Source organism: Bacteroides sp. 51, assembly GCF_010500965.1.
GTDB lineage: Bacteria > Bacteroidota > Bacteroidia > Bacteroidales > Bacteroidaceae > Bacteroides.
On record NZ_QVMI01000001.1, the window covers coordinates 78,203 to 101,940 of the forward strand.

Below are 23,738 nucleotides of genomic sequence, written 5' to 3' on the forward strand. Positions count from 1 at the left end.
CCGATTAGTTTTGCACGCTAATGCTTTTTGTATAACTTTGTTTCATTAGAAACATAAAACAGGACAACAACTCTAAAAATACAAGAAAAAAGATATGGCAAAGATTACAGTATTAGAAACAAATATAAATGTGGTAACTATTTATAATGAAAGTTACATCTGCATCACTGACATGCTAAAAGCAAAAGATGGTGATTTTTTTATTGCAGATTGGTTAAGAAATAGAAACACCTTGGAATATCTCGGTATTTGGGAGCGACTCTATAATCCCAATTTTAATTATGGCGAATTCGCCATAATTAGAAACCAGTCGGGGCTTAACAGTTTCAAGATTAGCGTCAAAGAATATGTAGAAAGAACTCATGCCATAGGGATACAAGCTAAAGCCGGAAGATACGGCGGTACATATGCACATAAAGATATTGCATTTGAGTTTGGAATGTGGATTAGTGCAGAATTTAAAATTTATTTAGTAAAAGAGTTCCAACGCCTCAAGGAAGAAGAGCAAGCACAACTAGGCTGGTCGGCAAAAAGAGAACTCTCTAAAATAAACTATCGCATCCATACCGATGCCATAAAGCACAACCTTATACCGCAAGAGATTACCCCGAAACAAGCATCCATCATTTACGCCAACGAAGCCGACGTACTTAATGTAGCCATGTTTGGCACCACTGCCCTACAATGGCGTGATGCCAACCCCGGGTTGAAAGGCAATATACGCGATTATGCTTCCATCAATGAACTCATTTGCTTGTCGAACATGGAAAACCTGAATGCGGTATTCATTAACGAAGGACTTCCACAAAGCGAAAGATTAATCAAACTGAATCAAATAGCCATCCAGCAAATGAAAATACTTGAAGACAATCAAAGCAAGAAACTTCTCAGCGACTGATCCAACCGCCAGCTATAACTACAAACGAACTCTAACCGATTCTCCATTCCGTATTCTATACGTTTTAATCACCCGATTGTTCCGTTGCAGCCGGGTTTCGATTTTACTCCCCCTCCGCTCCACAAAGATATCAAACGGGGCATCGCCGAAGGCCTGTATGTTTTTCAATGCCATGCGGTCCCATTTATCCGGCAATTGGGGCGTGAGGGTAAACGACCGGAACCCGGTTGGCCGGATGCCAAATAGCCCTTCCGTAACGATACGTGCATACAATCCGCTTTCGGCCGATAAATGACGCTGGTTACCCTCCGGCCAGGCTTCTATCGGATAAGGGACGTGCTCGCCCAAGAGTCGTTGCGCGGAATAATCGTGTAAATAATCCAGCGCCTTTTCCGTTTCTCCTGCGGCAAACACACCTCTTAATGCATAAAGAGTCGACCGGTCCCAGAAGGTAGAAGTACCTGCCTGAGTAAGCAACCCGTCCTTTGTCCATAAGCGTGGAGAGAACAACGCATTGACAGTTCCTTCACTTCGCTCGTAGATGCCAACCGTTAACGGCATACAAATCCACGACCGTAAAACATCGTTTCCATCGTAATAACGATACGTTTCAAAACCCTCGACGGTTGCGCCAAAGTGCCGATTAATCGCTTCTTTAAGATCCTCCGCCCGACGGGCATATTGTTTGACCTGCCCGACGGGCTTCTTCAACTCTTTCGCAAGAAAAACAGCTGATAAAAGCGCATCATAATACAAAGTAGAAGTACACAGATTAGCATCACCCGAAGGGAAACGATTCTCCAGTTCGTCGGAATCGGACGCCACCACACCTTCCGCCGTTAGCTGACGATTGCAATATTCCAGGCACCATTCTATTAAAGGCCACAGCGTATTTGCTTCCGCTGCATCTCCTTTTGCCAAAGCATACCGGGCGGCACCATAGGCAATCATAGCCGCATCTCCACGGTCGCCTGCCCCATGCCAGACGTCCTTCCCCTCGGCAACGATAGAACTTGGCATCGGTTTGTATTCAGGATTCATAAAGCGGGCGAAGTGCCGGAAAGAGTTTAAAGCAGATTCATTTCCTGTTGCATAACCCAGAAAAGGGAAAAAGGGATTGACATATTCCGCCTGGTCGTTTGCCCAGACCGCCGCATAGTACGATTCCCCGCCGGGACCATGCATCAGTCCGCCGGAAGTGGCAAATATACTTTCGGCCGTTCTTACTTTAGCAAAAGCGAATGCGTGGTTTATCACCTCATCGGGCGATTCGAAGCAAAGGTTGGTTTGTATTTGATGTACAAAGGACTCTCTCGCCTTTCTCTCGGCGGTGAGATCGGGGAAAAGCTCGGTTTCATCGCTATTATTTGCTTGCAGAGTTGCACCGAAACGTACCGTTTCTCCGCTTCCGAGTGTTATTGGTTCGGTACTTGTTTCTTTTAAGGTACTCATTGAAACACCCGTTAAGGTATCCATTAAAGGACTTATTAAAGTACCCACTATCCGGTAGCTTCCGTCTACTCCTTTAGCCGGATCTGTCTGGTATATCACCCGCGATTGGGGTATTAGTAAAGATACGGGGCGGTCGCTGATATTTTTCACCGTATATTCTTCGCACAGCATCGGCTCATCGGTAGAAGGGAAATATACACGGGTAACTTCCACAGCAGGCTCTTGTAATTTATTCCCAATATGTCCGCGGGTATGATCAATCGTAAACTCGCTGACAACAGTCAGTGTGCCATCCAGTTTCAGTGATTTAACCTTCTCGTTATTCAGTGTTTTACCGTTTACTATCAACATAGAAAGGTAATCAATCGAAGACCGTTGCATCAACGAGCCGTGTGTATTGTTGGGGATGGTTCGAAGCATGGGCCAAATCATCGAGCGTTCCAGCGAAAACGAGCCGTCGGCGTTTACTCCGTAACGCAGTACCGCGGATACTTTTAAACCACTCATCTCGATGTGATCGTAATGGGGGATATCGTCCGTAACCGCCCATTTAATCGAATGATCGGGTTGAATGGTCCATCTTTGAGCATGAGTCGAATGGATAAACAGGGAGAAGGTAAATAGGAAAAGGGGGAATAAAGGTTTGAAGTTCATATTTTTATGGTTATGAGGGAAATAAAAGTCACCCCACAAAATTACTCCAAACCCTACTACGCAATCGTAACAGTTACGCCAATTACTATCAAATATGACGAAACCGGTTCTTTTTAAGATTCTCCCATGATTCGGATACATCTTCTTTTCCTATCTTTATCTCTCAAACAGAAGCTATTACCATGAAAAACATTCGCCTCATCCTTACCATCCTGATCGCCTTGTCATGTTATACACCTGCCAAAGGAAACTCCAGTTACTCTTTCATTCACATCAACAGTGAAAACGGACTGTCGCAGAGTAACGTAAAATCCATTGTACAAGATGGTTACGGCTTCATGTGGTTTGGCACCAAAAACGGATTGAACCGTTACGACGGAGCGTCCATGATCACCCTGAACTGCTATGATCCTGTGGCAAAGCGAGGCAACAACAACATCTCAGCCCTGTTCGTAGACAGCCGGCAGAACTTGTGGACAGGAACCGACGAAGGAGTATACGTATACAACATCATGCAAGACACATTTACGTTCATCGACTACGAAACCGAAAACGGGAACATGATGCACAACTGGGTATCTTCAATCACAGAAGACAAAAAAGGGAACATCTGGATCATCCTGCCACAACAAGGCGTTTTCCGCATCTACAACAACCAATTGTTCTTCTACCAAATACGGAGTACAACCGAAACACCGACCTGTGTGCACGTCCGCGAGAATGGCGACGTCTGGGTAGGCACCTGGGAAGCGGGACTCTTTAAGTACAACGCCGGAACGGGAAGCTTCGAGCAATATAAAACCGATAGAAACGGGAAATCCATCGCCGAACTATACATCAATACCCTGTCCGATGACGGCGAATGGCTGATTATGGGAATACAAGACGGTTATATCATGAAGTACAACCCCCAAACCAACAGCCTGGTCAATCTGGAATATGCCAATCTGCGACATACCTACGTCCGGAACGCCCTCTATGCCCGAGGTGAGATATGGGCAGGAACACACGATGGCCTGTACATTATCGATGAAAAGGACAAAAGCGTAAAACATCTGAAGGATGATATCGCCAATCCGGCAGGCATCTCCGATAACATTATCTACACCAGTTATTTAGACAAGAGCGGCGGCGTATGGCTAGGAACCATGTTCGAAGGTATTAATTACCTCCCCAACCGGGAACTAACCTTCGAACGGTATGCTCCGGGCTACTCCCTAAACTCCCTGAGTTCCAAAAGGGTAAGCGAGCTGGCCGAAACGGGAGACGGTACCATCTGGATTGGAACCGAAGACGGTGGCCTGAACAAACTTAACCCACAGACAGACGTAATCACCCGCATAGCACCGCCCAAAGGTATGTCGCAGAGCCACACACCGATCCTTAGCCTGGTGGCCCATAAAGACAAACTATACTGTGGACTCTTTAAACAAGGGTTGAATGTATTCAATCAAAACGGTTCAGTCACCCACTATCCCTATCTGGATATGCAGATCAACGAGGGAAGTACATTTGCCTTCTGTATAGACAAGGATGAGAACAAGTGGCTGGGAACGGGTTCGGGATTGTTTAAAGCGGATAAAAACTCGTTCAACTTCTCGCGCATGGATCAAACCGGACACGACTGGATTTATGACATCTTCGAAGACAATAGCGGTACGCTTTGGATGGCTACAATGGGCAACGGAGTGTGGAAGCACAATCCGGCAACAGGCTCTTTCGAGAAATACCTGCACGAACCGGACAAGGAAAACACACTAGGCTCCAACTCAGTCAGCTCAACCATGCAAGACAGTCGCGGCAACATCTGGGTCAGCACAGACCGGGGTGGCATTTGCCGCTACAACCCGGACGAGAATAACTTCACCAACTTCTCCATCAAGGAAGGACTACCCGATGATGTGGCCTATAAAATACTCGAAGACAATCATCACTATCTATGGTTCGGTACAAACAAAGGACTGGTAAAGTTTCACCCCGATACGCACGAGATTGTTGTTTACACCACCAAAGACGGACTTCCCGGCAATCAGTTCCTATATAAAGCCGCGTTGAAAGCATCCGATGGAAAGCTGTATTTTGGAGGAGTCAACGGATTGATAGCCTTCGATCCGCTTACCTCAGGCAAATCGGAGAAGCATTCAACACCTATTTACATATCCAAACTCAGCATCTACAATAACGAGGTGACGGTACACACGCCCGATTCTCCGTTAAAAAGGAATATAATTGGTACTAAGGATATTGTGCTGCCATACGATCAATCGAACATAAGCCTTGAGGTTTCTTTGTTCAATTATTCCTCTACGAAATCGAATATCTACTATTACCGTCTGGAACCAACAGACAAAGAATGGGTTAAATCGTCGGATAATCAGAATATCTCGTATGCCAATCTACCGCCGGGAAATTACACACTGCATATCCAAAGCGATCCGGAAGAAACAGACGAATCGGCAAAATGCTCACTAACAATCACCATTCTACCCCCCTGGTGGTTATCAACATGGGCGTATCTGGCGTATACTATTCTTTTGATTGGCCTCGTGCTTTTTATCTTCCTATGGTATAAACGCCGCAAAGAGAAACAAATGGAAGAAAGACAAACCCTTTTCGAAGTGCAAAAGGAGAAAGAGTTATACGAGTCGAAAGTGGAGTTCTTTACGGAAATTGCACATGAAATCCGGACACCACTCACCCTCATCAATGGTCCGCTGGAAAGCATCCGGACGATAGAGATTGAAGACCCGCGGCTAAACAAAAACCTGGGAGTCATCGCCCAAAACACCAAACGGTTACTCAACCTGGCATCACAGCTACTTGATTTCCAGCGAATCGACTCCAAGAAACTGAAACTCAATTTCGAGAAGACAGAGATTGTAGAGCTTATCCGCGAAATCACCGAACGCTTCGAGCCAACCATCCAACTGAACCAAAAGCGCCTTTTCATCGATATACCCGAACGGAAAGTAACTGTTCTGATTGATAAGGAAGCCGTCACCAAGATCATCAGCAATCTGTTGACGAATGCGTTGAAATATTCCAATCAAAACATTCATCTTAAGCTGAATCTTACGGCTACAAGTTTCTCTGTACGCGTCACCAGCGACGGCAAGAAGATACCCGCAGAGTTTAGCGAATTGATTTTTGATCCTTTCTACCGGATGGAAAGAACGGCACAGGAAACGCAAGGTATCGGCATCGGTTTATCTCTATCCCGCTCTCTGGCTTTGTTGCATCATGGTAAGTTATATCTGGATATACAAGACGAAAGGAATGCTTTTGAGTTGGTGATCCCCATCAGTAAAGAGGAAATGCAAGAGGAATCCAACACTGCCACAACTTCTGATGATGACGAACGTTTCACGGAAGAGTTAATGGACACTACAGAATCCGGAAAATACAGCATCCTGTTTGTGGAGGACAATGCAGATATGGTTGACTTTATGACCGATCGGTTGGAGGAAGATTTCCAGGTGCAAACCGCCCGAAACGGAGAAGAGGCATTAGAAATAGCAAGGAGCACATATATAGATCTTATTATCAGCGATATCATGATGCCGGTAATGGATGGATGGGAGCTTTGCAGAATCATGAAGAGTGACATTGACCTTTGCCATATCCCTATCATCTTCCTGACAGCGAAGAATGATCTGCAAAGTAAAATCAATGGCCTTAAGCTGGGCGCAGAGGCATTTGTAGAAAAACCATTCTCGTACGATCATCTGAGGGTACAGATTCTTTCACTGCTGGACAACCGGCAAAAGGAGCGGGAGGCATTTACAAAGAAACCGTTCTTCCCTGTTCGCAATATGCAACTCAACAAAGCGGATGAGGAGTTCATGAACCAGGTGATTGAAGTTATCGAAGAAAACATCACGTACGAGAATTTTAATGTAGAACGCCTGGCAGAGATTCTCTGCATGAGCCGCTCGGGTATGCTCCGGAAAATTAAGATGTTATTCAATCTCTCTCCGGTAGATTTTATACGGGTAGTCCGGCTAAAGAAAGCAGCCGAACTCATTCAAACGGGGAAATACAGGCTGAGCGAGATTTGCTATATGGTAGGTGTGAGTTCTCCGTCGTACTTCAGTAAGCTTTTCCACAAACAATTTGGCATGTCGCCCAAAGACTTTGAGAAGCAAAGCCAGCAGAATAAGGAGAAAGTAAATATGGATGAGTTCCTGAATTTACCGTAAAACGCTGGTTATACGTGCGGTTCTTTTCATTTAAAATGGCTTTTGCTCAAATATATCATTTTATGAAGCATAAGTATTAAATGATGACCGGACTTAAGTTTATTTTTGCATGAGTAAAAATGAATCCGGTAATCCTTTTAATTTAATCACATGAAAAAGAAACAGAGATTTACTTTCCTGAAGCATTATAAAACGGCTTTTATTTTGTGCTTCGCAACCCTGGCTTTATCTGCAAATGCACAACAAAAGCCGATGAGTTGGGGCGATCAGGGAAACGGCACTTATATCAACCCTATTCTGAATGCCGACTACTCCGACCCTGATGTGATTCGTGTAGGAGAGAAATACTACATGATCGCTTCGGATTTTCACTTCATCGGTATGCAAGTGCTCGAATCGGATGATATGGTAAACTGGACATTGATCTCACAGATATACGATCATTTCGACCATCCGGAATGGAACGAGAATAAACGATACGGCGCAGGGGCGTGGGCACCCAGCTTACGCTACCACGACGGAAAATTCTGGATGTTCGTTTGCACGCCTCACGAACTATACATGAGCCAGGCAGAAAAAGCCTCCGGCCCGTGGTCGCCTCTGCATGTAGTTAACGCCGTGGGACAATGGGAAGACCCCTGCCCACTTTGGGATGACGACGGCAACGCCTACCTCGGAAGGAGTCAATGGGGAGGAGGCCCGATCATCATCCACCGCATGAGTCCCGACGGGCGGGAACTGTTGGATGACGGTAGAATTGTCTACACCGGTCCCGTGGCGGAAGGTGTTAAACTCCACAAATGGAACGGATATTATTATATTAGTATTCCCGAAGGTGGAGTCAGTACAGGTTGGCAAACCATTCTCCGTTCGCGCAACATATATGGTCCGTACGAGAAGAAAGTGGTTCTGGAACAAGGCAGAACAGACATCAACGGTCCGCATCAGGGTGCACTTGTAGATACACCGGAGGGTGAATGGTGGTTCTACCATTTCCAGGGAACGGAACCGTTAGGCCGCGTTGTGCATCTGCAACCAGCTCATTGGAAAGATGGTTGGCCTGTCATCGGGGTAGATATAGATATGAATGGTATAGGAGAGCCTGTGCGCACATGGACAAAGCCTTCTATCGGCAAGAACATAACCCCACATTTGCCCCAAACCAACGATGATTTCTCGACCAGCAAGCTGGGATTGCAATGGCAATTCAATCATAATCCGGTGAACGAACGTTGGAGCCTCACGGAAAGAAAAGGTTGGCTGACGTTGGATGCCATCCGGTCGGAGAAACTGTATGAAGCGCGCAACATGATAACTCAGAAATGTACGGGTTATCAGAGTGAAGCCACTACCCTACTGGATTTTAGCAAATTAGCCGAAGGTGGGCGCGCAGGTATCCTTGCCATGGGCAATATTCCTTGTGGCGCAGGGGTGATTCACAAAAACGGCAAGAACCATATTTATGTTGAGAAGGATGGAGAAGTAGAAATTATACAGCCTGCAAAAGGAAAAGTAGTTTATTTGAGGGTTTCTTTTGATGCCATCAACAATACGCACCAGTTTTATTATAGTACAGATAATAAGGCATTTACCGCTTGTGGAGAGGCGTTTGCCCTAAGAACAGGAAGCTGGAAGGGTATACGCACCGGGGTATATACGTATAACACAGCTCAGGATAATGGAAAGGTATCTTTTGACTGGTTCACTTATAAGACCGATGCCCACGGAAAAGATAAATAATTTCAACTTACGACCTTTATTGGAAAAGAAAAATATGACACAATAAAAAACAAAAAAAGATTTTCGAAAACCTCATTTCAAGGAGTTCTGACGCGGATCAATTTTTGATGCATCGAAAAAATATTTTTGATGCATCAAAAATTTAAAATGGATGCATCAAAGATTTATTTTCGTTGCATCAAAAAAAGCGGCTGGATTAACCAGCCGGAAAAATTGTTATCTATCAAAAGAGTTATTCAAGGAAATAACAGGACATCAAGGATGCATTCCTTAAGAAATCATATTCTGTTCCTTCAATTCTGCTGCTACAGATTCGAGCTCATCATACCAAACCTGTCCAAACTTACGGATAAGCGGTTCTTTCAGGAATTTATAGACAGGTACTCCTTCTTTCTTCCCCAATATAGTGGCAGCATGACATACGCTCCACCTGTGGTAATTAACCGCTTTATACGGGCCGTAATCGCCTACGCGAATGGGGTACAAATGACAGGAAACCGGTTTATAGAAATCGACCTTACCGGCACGATAGGCTTTCTCGATGGCACAGAAGCAATATCCTTTTTCGTCATAGCAAGTAAAAACACAATCTTTGCCATTTACAATAGAGGTAACCAGATCGCCATCCCGGTCCTCATAACACACGCCCTGCTTTTTAATTACAGCCTGGGCGTCGGGCGAAAGATCATCCCAAACCACGGGAAGTACTTTTTCCAACTGCTCAACTTCGTCTCTCTCCACAGGAGCACCTGCATCACCTTCAATGCAACATTCTCCTTTACAGGCATCCAGGTTGCAAATGAACTTTTCAGTAAATACATCCAGAGCCACTACTACATCATCAATCTGTACCATCTTCTTAAATTAGTCGGTGGCAAAGGTACAAAAAAGAGTCGATAGTCAACAGTTAACGCCTTAATTACCCATCGTCAATACCAGCGTCCCTCCATTTATAACATCCTCATGGGTAATATGAAAACGCTCGTATTTCTCCCCATTAAGCTCCATTGACTGTATATATAGATTCTCCGGAGAGTTATTCTTTGCTTTTACCACAAACGTTTTTCCCGAATCCAACCGGATGGTAACTTCATCAAAAACCGGACTGGTAATCTCATACTCCGGTTTCCCCGGACAAATGGGATGCAGGCCAACCGCTGCCAGAACATACCAGGCAGACATCTGACCGGCATCTTCATTGCCCACCAAACCTTCCACACTGTTCCTATAAGCGTTCTTACAAATATGACGGGTCCATTTCTGGGTAAGATGCGGAGCCTGTAAACGATTGAATAGGAATGGAACATGATGCACCGGTTCGTTGGCATGATTATAGTATTGATTCCACAACAAGTCATCGGGCGTATGCTCAAAGAAAGCAATCAAATCGCTTAACGTTTTATCTCTTCCTCCCATCAGCGCAATCATTCCTTCTATATCATGCGGCACAAACCATCCCTGTTGATAAGGATTAGACTCGATACACCCATACCACTCCGTAGTCCTTCCACCGACAGGCCATTCCAACCAATTCCCATCCTTATCTTTAGGACGGAACCACCCCTTTTCCTTATCGAAAACTTCTTTGTAAGCCTCTGCCCGCCCGCTAAAATACCGGACATCTTCTCCTTTATCCAGATAACCCGCCAATACAGACATACACCAGTCAGTATAGGCATACTCCAAGGTATTCGAGATGCTATAAGAGTCGGTAGAATAACCCAGCTTGCCGTTTCCGAATTTTGCAGATGTATTGTAAGCATATTGATAGGCTTTATCCAGATCAAATCCTCTGATCCCTTTAACATAAGCATCGGTGATAACAGATATGGCCGGATTGCCAACCATACAACCCGAGTAAGCGTTCAGGAACTCCCATCTGTCGTAATAATACGTTTTATTTTCTTCGGCCAGTGATATGAATGAGCAAATCATATCATTCACCAAACCAGGATTGATAATTGTTTGCAGTGGGAATTGACTACGAAAGACATCCCATCCGCTAAAGATTGTTCTCTTCGAGAAACGTGCTTCTTTATGAATCTTCTTGTCGCCGCCTGTATACCGCCCGTCTGCGTCCGAAGAAAGTCTCGGATCAATCATCGTATGGTAGAGGGCCGTATAGAAAATAGTCTTCTCGTCTTCCGTTCCTCCCTTTACTTCTATTTTACCCAATGCCTCATTCCAACGCTTATAAGCCCCGGCATAGACTTCATCAAAAGACTTACCCGCAATCTCTTTTTTAAGATTATTCTTAGCGCCTTGTTCATCGACAAAAGAGATGCCAACCTTCAACGTAACCTGCTCACCTTCAACGGTTTCGAACTCGGTAAAGAACCCGACGTGTTTTCCCTCCAGTGCAGAAACACCACTGATTATTTCGGCTTGGGCAACACGCTGCTGATAAACATCGGAAGTAACATCACCCAAACGGCGCGACCATTCATCGGGTATATCGGCTTTCCAAAAGCCCATATCTTTTAACGGCTTACTGAATTCCGCATAAAAATAAACCGTATAATCCGGATGACCATCGCCATTTCCCCAGCCTCCCCCTTGGGGAGTACACAACATATAACCCGTAATCGCATTTTTTCCGACTTTCTTTACCGATTGATAAACAGACGTTCCGCCTACCCTTCTTGCCAGATCGACCTGAATACGCGACTGTTTATGCTGCGGAAATGTAAACCGAAGCATGCCGCTATGTGGAGCAGCGGTTGCTTCCACCTTAATATCATAATCGGTCAGTAGTACCGAATAATAACCGGCTTTAGCCACTTCGCTCGCTTTGGAATAAGAAGACCTGTACCCTGCCTGTGTATCATCTGGCTTGCCTGCAACCACTTTAAGCGGTCCGTTGGCAGGAGTTACAAGGAAGTTTCCCAGATCGCCATACCATCCTACCCCACTCATTTGGGTAAAGGCAAAACCTTCGATGGAGGTGTGTTCATCACTATACCCCGAACCATTGTCACCCCCTGTTATGGTGTTAGGACTCACCTGCACCATTCCGAAAGGAGTCGTTGCTCCGGGAAATGTTTTTCCAAGACCGTGATAAGAATGTGCTGTATTTGTACTGGCACCGATAAAAGGATTAACGTAATCTGCAAGTTCCTTGTCGTGGGCAACAGCAGAAGGAGAATTCAAAAATTCATGTGCAATTACAAGAAAAGCACTCGAGGTCCATGTATAAGTCAAATCCCGTAAAGGCTTACCTGTTAAAGCATTATAGTTCTCCGAGAATCCGGATCTCAGGCAATTATCGCAAAAACGTTCGGCAATTGTGCGCGCAAGACTTTCTTCACCGCAACTACGCAACCCTTTACACAAAATAACGATAGTAGGAGCCCAGATCGGTCCTTTCCAGTAACCGTCTTCCTGATAATAAGGACTTCCCGGGCTTTCGGATGCAACCCCATAAGGAGTTAGCAAATAACCTTCCTGCTTTAAATCAGCAATCATTTTGTTACGGATATCCAGTGGCAACCGCTCACCTAAAATAATAGGCAAATAACTCATAAGACTCTGACTTTTAGGATTACTGCTTCCATCGCCTGCCTTGATGGTCACAAACTTATCTCCATTCCAAAAAGCCTTCAGCATTTTGTCCAGCATTTCCTTACTCTTCGTTTGCCATTTCACAGCTTCATCCGTATAAGATAATTGTTTAGCCAAATCTGACAAGACTTCCATCTGAAGAATTAAAAAAGTAGCCAGATCGGGGCTTTCCGCAGGTACGCCCATTTCAAACGAGGTTCCATTATCCCACCCGGAATCGAGCGCATTGTAATATTCAGACAATCCATTCCCGTTTGTATCCCTACAAACTAACCAGTAATTAGTCCACAAGGTTAGCCGGCTATAAGCCTCCTGCAACTGATCTTTACTAAGCGGATATTGTTTCAAAAGTTCCGACAGCGTCTAGCCATGTACCGGAGGTTTTTTAGCTCTCCAGTTTATGGATTGAGCACTTATCAGATCGGGTAATGCGCCGGTTTCCTTGTTCTGATGATCAAACATAATCATCAATTGATCCCATGACAATTCTGGTTGATGATAACTTAAACTCATTGCATTAAAACAGTGATCCCAGCTCCAGATATAACTCATACCTCCCTTAGACATGGCCATTCCGAATCTTGTTATATTTTCCCTGGGTTCATAAACACAAGACCAATTGATGTAAGCTGCCAACCGTTTGCCGGGCAAATATTTATCACCAACAGAAGGAAGGTTATTCTCCCACTGGATAAATTCTCTTGTTAGTTTATCAATGCTTTGGCTATGATTTTCAGTATAACACTTAGGTACCCAATCGCCATAATATTGTTCTACAACGATATCTAAATCTCCTTCTGCGCTCTTTTCCAGATGAATAACCCCCGGTTCATTATCAGGAGAAAGGTTAATCCGGCCAGTTCTGGCAGTCAACACAATTCCTCTGTCATAGAGTACATAAGAATCAGGATATCCCGGAACAGATAGCATATGACCTCCTATATTTCCAGATAATTGCATATCTGTTCCTTGAGAGCAAATATGCAAAACCCGAGGGGTTTCATAATAAATATGAATGTTCCCTTCTTTGGTTTTACCTTTCAGTTCAACCGGATCTCCCGTATATTTAACAGGAAGAACACCTCCCGCATGAACAGGTTGTATTGTCATTATACGTTTGTAGGCATCCCACAGCACATTTCCCGTAAGGTCATAAAGGCCCAATTCCTGAGAACCATCCTCTTTATTCTGAGCAATAAGAGACATGTACGAACCATAACGACTAAACGGAACTTCGGAGACATCAAACGTAAGAGATTGCACATCTGAAACACTCATTTTATTGTTAGCAAAGACAGATGTAAAAGTCGTAAATAGCAATAAAGAGAATAGGTAGATTGTTTTCATAGGTTGATTAATTGATTGTGCTTCAAAAATAGGTATAAACAGCACATAGAGAACTGACAAAAGGGGCAAAAAATAACACGATTACGGCAAAACTATTTATAAAACACAAAAAGTTACTATCCGACAGAAAGTTTGCACTGAGAATAACCCTTGTTTCCACCCCCAATGAGTGTTATCGCTATATGCAATGATGTGACTGAACTCATCCAACTTCTAAATATCAACAAAAAAAGAAACCACAGACTACACTGAACGAATCATGGTGTAATCTGTGGTTAAAACCTGGCGGCGGCACCTTGCCGCTCTTATTATTTAATCAATACATTTCCTGTCATTTCTTTCGGTGCTTCAAGACCCATGATCTTAAGAATTGTTGGAGCAACATCTGCCAAACGGCCATCTTCAATCTTAGCATCTTTGTTCTCCGTAACGTAGATGCAAGGAACCGGATTCAGAGAGTGTGCCGTGTTAGGCGTACCGTCTTCGTTTACAGCATTATCTGCATTACCGTGGTCGGCAATGATAATAGCTTCGTAACCGTGTGCTTTTGCAGCTTCGATGGTATCTTTTACACAAGCATCTACAGCTACAACTGCTTTTTCGATGGCTTCGTAAACACCGGTATGACCTACCATGTCGCCGTTTGCGTAGTTCACAACGATATAATCATACTTTTCAGTATTGATAGCCTCAACCAGTTTCTCGTTTACTTCGTAAGCACTCATTTCCGGTTTCAGGTCATAAGTAGCTACTTTAGGAGAAGGAACCAGGATACGGTCTTCACCATCGTAGGGAGCTTCACGTCCACCATTGAAGAAGAAAGTTACGTGAGCGTATTTCTCCGTTTCGGCAATGTGAAGCTGAGTCTTACCTTGCGAAGCCAGATATTCGCCCAATGTATTGTTTACGTTATCTTTATCGAAAAGGATATGTACACCTTTGAAAGAAGAATCATAAGGAGTCATGCAGTAGTATTGCAGATTAGGAATGGTGTGCATTCCGGCTTCCGGCATATCTTGTTGAGTCAATACCACTGTCAATTCTTTAGCACGGTCGTTACGGTAGTTGAAGAAGATAACCACATCGCCTTCTTTGATGGTTCCGTCGAAGTTTGCATTGATGATAGGCTTAACGAACTCATCGGTTACGCCTTCGTCATAAGATTCTTGCATGGCCTGAACCATATCGGTTGCTTTCTTTCCTGTACCATTAACCAGAAGATCATATGCTTCTTTCACACGTTCCCAGCGTTTGTCACGGTCCATAGCGTAGTAACGACCAATGATGGAAGCAATTTTACCTGCACTCTTCCGGGTATAAGCGTCAAGTTGCTCAATAAAGCCTTTACCGCTCTTAGGGTCGGTATCGCGACCGTCCATGAAACAGTGTACGAATGCATTGTCAATGCCGTATTCCTTAGCGATATCGCATAGTTTGTACAGATGATCCAATGAACTGTGCACTCCACCGTCGGAAGTCAGACCCATGAAGTGTATGTTTTTTCCTTTTTCTTTAGCGTAAGAGTAAGCCGCAATGACTTCCGGGTTCTGCATGATGCTGTTGTCACGACAGGCCAGATTGATTTTTACCAAATCCTGATAAACCACACGTCCGGCGCCAATATTAAGGTGACCTACTTCAGAGTTACCCATTTGTCCGTCGGGCAAACCTACGTTCTCGCCACTAGCCTGAAGCTGTGAGTGTGGATATGTTTTTACCAGATAATCCCAATAAGGAGTAGGGGTATTAAAGATTACGTCTGCTTTTCCGTGGTTACCGATTCCCCATCCGTCGAGAATCATTAAAAGGGCTTTTTTGCTCATAATATTTAAGTTATTAAGTTTTTGAGTTTATAGGTCTTTGAGGCACTTGCCTTGTTCTCGTATTAGCTTTTAAGGAAACAGACATCCGGTCAGGAACTTAAAGACTTAAAAACTAATAAACTGAAAGACTCAAACAAATCGGGTGCAAAGGTACGAAAAAAGATTATTTTAATTATTTTTGTTTCACTTACTTTAATCATCTAATGCCATGAAAAGATTCATTATTCTGTTACTGGTTCCTTTTATCTGTCTTAAACTATCTTCCCAAGAACATAGCGACAACTCTATCGACATCATTGCATACTGGAATATCGGCGATAAAGCCACGTATGAGTATAGTGATTATGGAATGAAAATTGTAGAAAATGATACGATATATAGTCCGGAGATTTACAAAGAGTGGTTCTCACTCGAAGTCATTGATTCTACAGCTACGGGATATGATATCCGATATCGTTTACTGGATTATAAGCATCTTATCAGTAACAATAATAAAGAGGTCGAACTTTTCTGGAGTAGCCTTCCCAAAGGAACTACAGCCATCTTTCATACCAATGAGTTCGGAGCATTAGAGAATGTGGTTAGCTGGGAGATTCCGGAAGATAAAACAAACAAGGATGAAGTATTCAAAGACCCCGACACACAACAGGAGATTGTCGTAGTAAGGGTACCCGGAAAGGAACCCACCATATTAGGAGAGGAACCGATTGAAAGCGAAGAAGGTTTCTTATCGAAGATACCTCATGTTACTCAACTGTTCTACTATCATGGCAATACATTTCAAAAAGACTCGGCTTACTACTTGAAAGACAAGGTTCCATCTGCTTGGAATGATGAGCTTATAGATGTTCAATGCCAGATATTGGTAATTGATGATCAGGAAGAGAAAGAATTAATTCATATACTCAATGATAACGTCTTAGACAGTGATCAGTTATTTGAGAATTACAAATCACACTTTTCACAATTTACTAAGGATACCACCATGTTTGACGACCCGGAACGGAATTATATGTTTTCCGAGGAGAACTTCTATGTAACCCTTCATTGGCCTTCCGGATGGAATGTTTCAACTTTCCATAAGACTCAAACAACTCAGGGAAAAAAAACCGTGATAAACATTAAAGAGATTAATGTTCTATTCGACGAATAAGTCAATTTTCCTCAAAAAGCACAAACTTAAGGCGCTGGTTACAAAAGATTTCCATACCTTTGCCGGCGTTATAAAATTAACTAAAAATTATGGACGATTATCCGCGACCGTACAACAGTATTAACTAAGCGGACAGAGTCATAACCCAATGCCTCTGTTCGGATTAAAAACGAAAGGAGGCAATAATGAGAACTTATCTTTATTGTGACGCAGGCTTCGTGCAGATTCCCGAGTGGAAGCCTAACTGCTGGATTAATGTAGAATGCCCTAATCTTAGCGACCTTGAGTTCCTGACTCAGGAACTTCATGTACCACAATCTTTCTTGAATGACATCGCCGATACGGACGAACGCCCGAGAACGGAGACAGAGGGCAACTGGCTACTCACGATTCTTCGCGTCCCCATACCCAATGATATAGATGGAATTCCTTTTGTCACCGTGCCCATCGGAATCATTACGAATGATGATATTATTATTTCGGTGTGCTACCATCGCACGGAGATGCTGGCCGATTTTATTACTTACTCGCAGCGCAAGAAGATTGTTGTAAGGAACAAGCTGGACTTGATTCTTCGATTGATCTACTCTTCGGCTGTATGGTTTTTGAAATATCTGAAGCAAATCAGCAACGATATCAAGTCGGCTGAGAAAGAATTGGAAAGAAGCATTCGTAATGAGGACTTACACCGTTTAATGAAGCTACAAAACACACTGGTATATTTCAACACCTCTATCCGTGGCAATCAGGTAATGATTTCCAGACTAAAAGGAATATTCCAGGATACAGATTATCTGGATGTGGATTTGCTGGAGGATGTTGTTATTGAGATTAATCAGGCTCTGAACATGGTGAGCATCTATAGCGATATCTTAACGGGAACAATGGATGCATTTGCTTCGATTATCTCAAACAACGTGAATAGTATCATGAAACGAATGACGAGTATCTCGATTATCCTGATGGTACCCACATTGATTGCCAGCTTTTACGGAATGAATGTGGATATATATCTGGATAAGGTGCCACATGCATTTATACTTATAGTTATCGCATCTATTTCGTTATCAACACTTGCTTTTATTGCCTTTAAGAAGTTGAAATGGTTCTAAGCGGCGAGACGGCGCGGCCAGGTTTCCATGCGGATTATATTTAATCGTCCGCAAGGAAACCTGGGTGCAGTGCTTCGCTGCCGCTACCTAAAAGGTTAAACGTCAAGCGATGGTAGGGCGAAGTGCCACTTTCTGATATGGCTTGCCGGTGCTTCTTAGTCGGATAGCCTTTATTTTTGTTCCAATCGTAGACAGGATATTCTTGATGGAGAGTCTCCATATAGTCGTCTCTGTAGGTTTTGGCCAGAATAGAAGCTGCTGCAATAGACAGGTATTTACCGTCGCCTTTTATAACGGTGGTGTGAGGAACATCGGTATAGGGTTTGAAGCGGTTTCCATCAATCAATAAATGCTGTGGACGGATTTGCAGTTGATCAACAGCGCGGTGCATGGCCAGAAAGGATGCATTCAGTATATTAATCTTATCTATCTCTTCCGGGGTTACTATGCCTACGGCCCAGGCCAGAGCCTCCTTCTGAATGATTTCGCGTAACAGATATCGTTGCTTTTCGGATAGTTGTTTGGAATCATTTAACATTTCATTCCGGAAGTCTTTGGGAAGAATAACTGCGGCAGCAAATACAGAACCAGCCAGGCAACCACGTCCGGCCTCATCACAACCAGCCTCTATAAGGTCTTCGTGTAAATAGGGTAATAGCATAATGGTAAGATTTTATGGAGTAAAGATAAGAAGAAGCCTCCAATAGCTTGCTTGAATTAAAAAGATATTTTAAATTTGTATATTATAAGGTACATCACGCCATTTATTTAAAGAATATAGTTATGATAGTTATAAGCTCGGCGGAATTACGCAATAATCTGAAGAAATACCTTGATTTGGCTAAGACTCAAAAGGTGGTTATACAGCGAGGGAAAGCAGAAACGTTTGTGCTTACTCAAGAACAATATTTGCAACCAGATGACAATCTGGCAAAAGGCATGACTGCCGATGAGCTTTTGGCTGGCATTGAAGCGGATATCCAACAGTTGTTCCGGACAAAGTATAGAAAATGAAAGTATTATTTTCTCCGGAAGTGCGATTGTATTTCTATAATACGAAGATTAACATAACTCACATTTAAAGAGAGCGTATGCCGCTTATGACATACGCTCTCCTTATAAAACGACCTCTTCCCTAGCTAGTTATTATAAGGCTTAACCACAAGTTTATAAGAACCTCCATTCAGCAACGCTTCATCAAAGGTGATGAATACATTCTTGCTTTCGCCCGGCATAAGCGTGAAATAGTTTTCATTCATAATAGCAGGCAGGATACGTTCATTGTCCGTCGTTCTTACGGCCTGTACATGTACAGCAAATGCAGCACTTTTTGCCGATTTAGGATGCGTAACGGTAGCTTGGATCTCAGCTTTTCCATTCTTTCTTACCAGTTTGGAAGAAACCTTCAGATCGGCTTTATCGAGTGTATTCAAGGCGGTGAAGTCAAGGCGGTCGTTGCCTCTCCAATAGTTGTTTTCGGAGATTAGTTTACCTGTTTTGTCTTTCAGTTTCAGACGGATGAAATGTACATCAGACAAGCCTTCGCTTGGTTCCGTACCGCCCAATACATCGAAGCTCCATAGGGAATAACCGAACCACCAGCCTCTTTCAATACCAAACAGACGGACATAGCGGGCATCAACTTCGGGGAAAGAGATGAAATCAACGCCACCTTTACCTTCACTCGTTTTGTAGACTTCTTTCCAGGTTTCGGCATCATTTGATACTTGTATTTTGTAGGCTTTACCGAAAGACGCTTCCCAATCCAGGCGAACGGCTCCAACGGGTTGTGTATTGCCCAGGTCGATGTATATCCACTCATTATCTAACGAGAGACTTGCCCAGCGGGTATCTTTGTTTCCATCCACCACCATGCCGGGGTCGCCGTGGGTTGTGGAGGATACAACTACTTTCTTGTTCAGGGAAAGGTTCTTGCGTTCTTTATTGAAATCAATGGTAAAGCATTGTACAATACTATTGGATGGCGAGTTGGCTATACCGGTTTTGCTGTAAGCAGAAACCAGCTTGCCATCCATATTATATACGCTTGCCTCTACTTGCACGTCTTGCATGTCTTGTGCAGACGTATTGGCGATCTTCACTGCGTCGGTCACCGGATTCCAGAGTACGTGCACCGGTTCACAAGCCGATTTGGCTCCCCAGTACGCCCCTGTCAGGTCAAAATAGTAGTCATAGGTTTGCCATACCATAGAAGGGTAAGCAGATTGTCCCATCCAGGTCAGAATGCCCGAAGCATCTTCCCACATGCGGTCGAGCCAGCCTTCGTACATGGCTTTGTTTGATTCTATATTTATGAGCTGTGCTTTGCGGCAGTAATCTTCAATGCCCGATGGCGCTCCGAAGTTTTTGGTGATAGATGCATCATATCTGTCGGGGGCGGCGTTGAATGCCGACGGACCAAAGTAGCGAAGGTTCCACATTTCATCTCGGGGCCACCAATTCTCTTCGGGCATGAACTTCTTGAAGCTCTCGAAGTTAGGGAAAACGGCTGTACCGATCTCGGTACGGAATCCCCAGCCACGAGCGGGATCGCCTTCCAAACCGTCGGGGTATTCGGTGAAGTAGTAGCGAGGATCGAAAGCCCCCCACGGACCACTACCTGTCAGGTTGCCTGCATGTGAGTTGGCCTGGAAGTAACGGTCGCCGCCATCGAAGGTTTTGATGTTCTCCGCCATCCAGCCTTCCAACGGAGGTTGTGGATTAGACTCGTTATCGCCACACCAAACGGCAATAGCCGGGTGGTTGCGAATACGTTTGATCTTCTCCATCATATTGTTGTTGAATACATTGAGGTCGTAAGGCAGGTTCGGATTGGAGTTGATCCAGAAGTCATCCCATACCATGATACCGTATTTATCGCAGGCTTCATAGAATTCGTCGTCCGTGGTGGAACCCAGCCAGTTGCGGATCATGTTGAAGTTCATTTCATGGTGGAGTTTGATTCGGGTATCGTATTCTTCTCCACGGCACCGCAGCATATATTCCGACATGCCCCAGTTGGCACCTTTAATGAATACAGGCACACCGTTGATGTGGATATGCAGGGTATTGCCTTCGGTATCGTAGGTGTATTTCTTGATGCCGAACTTTACGTCTTGCGATTGGGAAACCTGGCCATCTATGGTTACTTCGAAGGTACAGTTATACAGGTTGGGCTCTCCGTATCCGTTGGGCCACCAAAGTTTAGGATCGTGAATGGTGAGTTGAGGATAGTATCTTTTGTCGAACTTCAACTGCGTGGTGGTATTAGGATCGAGTTCTATTTCCTTTGAGAATTCAACGTTGCCAGGGGTGATAGTACCTTTTACGATACCTTTTTGCTTTTTACCGGAGTTGTTCTTTACCTCTAAGGCTACGGAAAGATCACTCTTTGCGCGACTTGGCAGGTCTGTTCTAATCCAGGGGTCGATCAGGGTTAGTGTGCCTGTATTGCTGAGAAAGACTTTGTCGGTGATTCCCATATTTAAGCCGGGTACGTAGGGCATCCAGTCCCATCCACCGCTGGACAGGTAGGTTGGGCTTCCCTGATTGGCCAAAGGGGTCTGCGGCATGTGGACTAATACGGCCAGGATGTTCTCTCCGTTTCGCTTGATGATGTCTGTTACATTAAAGCGTCCGCGGTGCATGAAGCCATCGAGTATGCCCAGTAGTTGGCCATTGAGATATACTTCGGCCTTGCGGTTTACGCCGTTAAAGTTTAGCCAGATGAGTTCTTTGGTAAAATCGGCAGGAACGGTGAGTTCTGTGCGGTACCAGAAGCTACGGTCGTATTTGGCGCGATCTACCTGATGGATGTTGTTGCCAAAGTTCGGGTCTTTCTCCAGTCCGGCTGCTACATAGGAGGTAAAGGCGGTACCGGGGACTACGGCGTCTACCCATGCCGAAGCGTTGTAGCTGCTCTGCATCATGGAGGTGATATCGGTACCTACTTCTGACTGGGGTTTTAGTTTCCACTTCAGGTTGGGATTGTCACTGTGTAAATAGACAGGTCCGGCCTGTACTATTTGCATAAAGGCTGCAAGGAATAATCCTGCACAAATGTATTTTAATCTTTTCATACCTATTGTTTTTGAGTTGGGAGTGATTAACTGTAGGGGCGGTTCGCGAACCGCCCGCAAATGGTTTTCTGTGCATCCTGTGTATTGGGCGGTTCGCGAACCGCCCCTACAGTTAATCACTTACCTTTGAAACATTATCTTTTTATTTATTCGTATTCGCACCATATCCCGGGTTCTGATCTTCCTCGGAAATATCGGCATTCCCTTTAATTTCAGTATCAGGAATTGGGTATAATACATGGAAATCCTGAATAGCATTTGCTTTCTGAACAGATGGGTTGCGCTCTTTGGCATACTTAACAAGATTGCCGGTACGGATGAGGTCCATTCTTCTCCACCCTTCGAAGCTAAGTTCGCGGGTACGCTCGTTCAAGATATTGGTGCGGAATTCTGCCTGCGACATGCCTGTGTTCCACTTCTTATCTGCCGGCAGGTTCCAGTTCCATGCACGTGCCCTGATCTTATCGTTTACTTCGTTCACAGCCTCGGCTGTTCTACCCAGCTCGTTCAAACATTCGGCGTGGCAAAGAATCACATCGGCCAGGCGGAGATACGCAAAGTGCTTACCCGATTCCCAAGGCTGGCTTCCTTCTACATTGGTACGAATGTCTTCGAACTTCTTGATATGAGGTAGCAACTCATCTCCTGCTCCACCTTCCATAGGGCGGCATGGTTCTCCGTTATACGAAAAGTCATAGCGGATGCTTTCTTCCTTCCGTGTGTCGCCTTCCTCCCATACGCCACCATCGGCTACATCGGAGTAAGCCCACGGCGTAGGTACGATCATGTCCCAACCGGCAAACCAGCAGATGGCATCGAAGGTTCTGTATGCCGCACCCGAACCGAGGTCGTTCATCCAGTGGTTACAGTTTGGCCAGCCTTTGCGGAACTGGAATTCGAAGATAGATTCGGCACAGTTGGGTTGTTCCGTATCCCAAAGGTCGGCATAAGAGTTCATGAGCGAATAGCGTGGCATTACCTTTTCGAAGCACTCGCGTGCTTTATCGAAGTCGCGCAGGCCGGTTTCTTCCGGAGCCGACATATAGGCTTTTCCCAGCATCATCCATCCGGCCCAACAGGTAGCGCGTTTTTTGTCGCTTTGTGTTTCGGGCATGTACTTGGCGGCGTTCTCGAGGTCGTTGATGATGAATGTCCACACATCCTTCAGGGGTTGCCGGCCATATCCCAGTTCCTTCTCTCTGGCTCTGTCGATGATGGGCACTTCGCCCCAAAGCATGGCCAGTTCATAGGTAAATATGCCGCGGATAAAGCTGGCTTCGCCCAGTAGATTTTGGGCTTTCTCCGGTTCTTCTTCCGTCAGGCTCAGTGCATAAACCGCTTTGGCAGAGGCCGTTACTACCGGCCAGCGGCTTGCCCATTGTTCGGCCAGGCGTTCGTTGCTTGCCATCAGACCTTTGTAGCCATCCATATAGAGGAACTGTGGGTTCTCCCAGAGCTGACGCTCGCCACCTTTGGTTTCGTCTATCCCGAAGTTGAACATGAGGCTGCCGCGTCCTTTCTTCACTTCAACAACCGAGTTGTATAGCCCAATAACGAGTGGTTCTATGTTTTCGATCTTCGAGAAGACCCCTTCTTCGGTCATTGCCGTCTTTGATTCCTGATCCAGAAAGTCCGAGCAGGAAGTGCTTGCAAAGGAGAAAGCCAATGCATAAGCTATCGTTTTTATAGTATTTCTTTTCATACGTTGAATTGCTTTTTT

General features: G+C 44.6%; 14 protein-coding genes and 1 pseudogene. 6 read left to right on the forward strand and 9 right to left on the reverse strand.

What is annotated here, in order from left to right; all coding sequences use genetic code 11:
* Positions 1 to 94 precede the first annotated feature (94 nt).
* Positions 95 to 898, forward strand: coding sequence for a KilA-N domain-containing protein (locus D0T87_RS00255; RefSeq protein WP_163171679.1), 804 nt, complete (start codon positions 95 to 97; stop codon positions 896 to 898).
* A gap of 18 nt (positions 899 to 916) precedes the next feature.
* Here D0T87_RS00255 and D0T87_RS00260 read toward each other — a convergent pair whose 3' ends face one another.
* A complete protein-coding gene (locus D0T87_RS00260) occupies positions 917 to 3,004 on the reverse strand; it encodes a hypothetical protein (protein WP_203558568.1) in 2,088 nt (695 codons plus the stop codon).
* 182 nt (positions 3,005 to 3,186) lie between these two features.
* Here D0T87_RS00260 and D0T87_RS00265 point away from each other — a divergent pair, with 182 nt between their 5' ends.
* Both D0T87_RS00265 and D0T87_RS00270 read left to right on the forward strand, forming a co-directional pair.
* A complete protein-coding gene (locus D0T87_RS00265; RefSeq protein WP_163171681.1) occupies positions 3,187 to 7,203 on the forward strand; it encodes a two-component regulator propeller domain-containing protein in 4,017 nt (1,338 codons plus the stop codon).
* 150 nt (positions 7,204 to 7,353) lie between these two features.
* A complete protein-coding gene (locus D0T87_RS00270) occupies positions 7,354 to 8,943 on the forward strand; it encodes a glycoside hydrolase 43 family protein (RefSeq protein WP_163171683.1) in 1,590 nt (529 codons plus the stop codon).
* A 270-nt stretch (positions 8,944 to 9,213) separates the two neighbouring features.
* Here D0T87_RS00270 and D0T87_RS00275 read toward each other — a convergent pair whose 3' ends face one another.
* The 5 genes and pseudogenes from D0T87_RS00275 to gpmI all read right to left on the reverse strand — a co-directional run bounded on the left by D0T87_RS00275 (position 9,214) and on the right by gpmI (position 15,674).
* Entirely contained in the window at positions 9,214 to 9,798 is a 585-nt protein-coding gene (locus D0T87_RS00275) for a DUF3109 family protein (RefSeq protein WP_163171685.1), read from the reverse strand.
* 60 nt (positions 9,799 to 9,858) lie between these two features.
* Entirely contained in the window at positions 9,859 to 12,108 is a 2,250-nt protein-coding gene (locus tag D0T87_RS00280) for a GH92 family glycosyl hydrolase (RefSeq protein ID WP_370526803.1), read from the reverse strand.
* 102 nt (positions 12,109 to 12,210) lie between these two features.
* Positions 12,211 to 12,690, reverse strand: a pseudogene (locus D0T87_RS24430) (trehalase family glycosidase); the annotation flags it as partial.
* A 177-nt stretch (positions 12,691 to 12,867) separates the two neighbouring features.
* Positions 12,868 to 13,851, reverse strand: coding sequence for a hypothetical protein (locus D0T87_RS00285; protein WP_163171688.1), 984 nt, complete (start codon positions 13,849 to 13,851; stop codon positions 12,868 to 12,870).
* A 308-nt stretch (positions 13,852 to 14,159) separates the two neighbouring features.
* Positions 14,160 to 15,674, reverse strand: a complete 1,515-nt coding sequence (gpmI, locus tag D0T87_RS00290) for a 2,3-bisphosphoglycerate-independent phosphoglycerate mutase (RefSeq protein ID WP_163171690.1) — start codon at positions 15,672 to 15,674, stop codon at positions 14,160 to 14,162.
* Positions 15,675 to 15,882: 208 nt separating this feature from the next.
* Here gpmI and D0T87_RS00295 point away from each other — a divergent pair, with 208 nt between their 5' ends.
* Positions 15,883 to 16,827: a hypothetical protein gene (locus tag D0T87_RS00295; RefSeq protein ID WP_163171692.1), complete on the forward strand. Its 945-nt coding sequence runs from the start codon at positions 15,883 to 15,885 to the stop codon at positions 16,825 to 16,827.
* A 185-nt stretch (positions 16,828 to 17,012) separates the two neighbouring features.
* Positions 17,013 to 17,939: a magnesium transporter CorA family protein gene (locus D0T87_RS00300; protein WP_163171694.1), complete on the forward strand. Its 927-nt coding sequence runs from the start codon at positions 17,013 to 17,015 to the stop codon at positions 17,937 to 17,939.
* Positions 17,940 to 17,979: 40 nt separating this feature from the next.
* Here D0T87_RS00300 and D0T87_RS00305 read toward each other — a convergent pair whose 3' ends face one another.
* Positions 17,980 to 18,600: a ribonuclease HII gene (locus D0T87_RS00305; protein ID WP_163171695.1), complete on the reverse strand. Its 621-nt coding sequence runs from the start codon at positions 18,598 to 18,600 to the stop codon at positions 17,980 to 17,982.
* A gap of 122 nt (positions 18,601 to 18,722) precedes the next feature.
* On the opposite strand from D0T87_RS00305, the gene D0T87_RS00310 reads away from it, so the two are divergent.
* On the forward strand, positions 18,723 to 18,953 hold the full coding sequence (locus D0T87_RS00310; RefSeq protein WP_163171697.1) for a type II toxin-antitoxin system Phd/YefM family antitoxin: 231 nt from the start codon (positions 18,723 to 18,725) through the stop codon (positions 18,951 to 18,953).
* A gap of 125 nt (positions 18,954 to 19,078) precedes the next feature.
* Here the strand turns inward: D0T87_RS00310 and D0T87_RS00315 are convergent, their stop codons facing one another.
* Together D0T87_RS00315 and D0T87_RS00320 are read right to left on the reverse strand one after the other, a co-directional pair.
* Positions 19,079 to 22,018: a discoidin domain-containing protein gene (locus D0T87_RS00315; protein ID WP_163171699.1), complete on the reverse strand. Its 2,940-nt coding sequence runs from the start codon at positions 22,016 to 22,018 to the stop codon at positions 19,079 to 19,081.
* A gap of 142 nt (positions 22,019 to 22,160) precedes the next feature.
* Positions 22,161 to 23,720: a RagB/SusD family nutrient uptake outer membrane protein gene (locus D0T87_RS00320; protein WP_163171701.1), complete on the reverse strand. Its 1,560-nt coding sequence runs from the start codon at positions 23,718 to 23,720 to the stop codon at positions 22,161 to 22,163.
* Positions 23,721 to 23,738 lie beyond the last annotated feature (18 nt).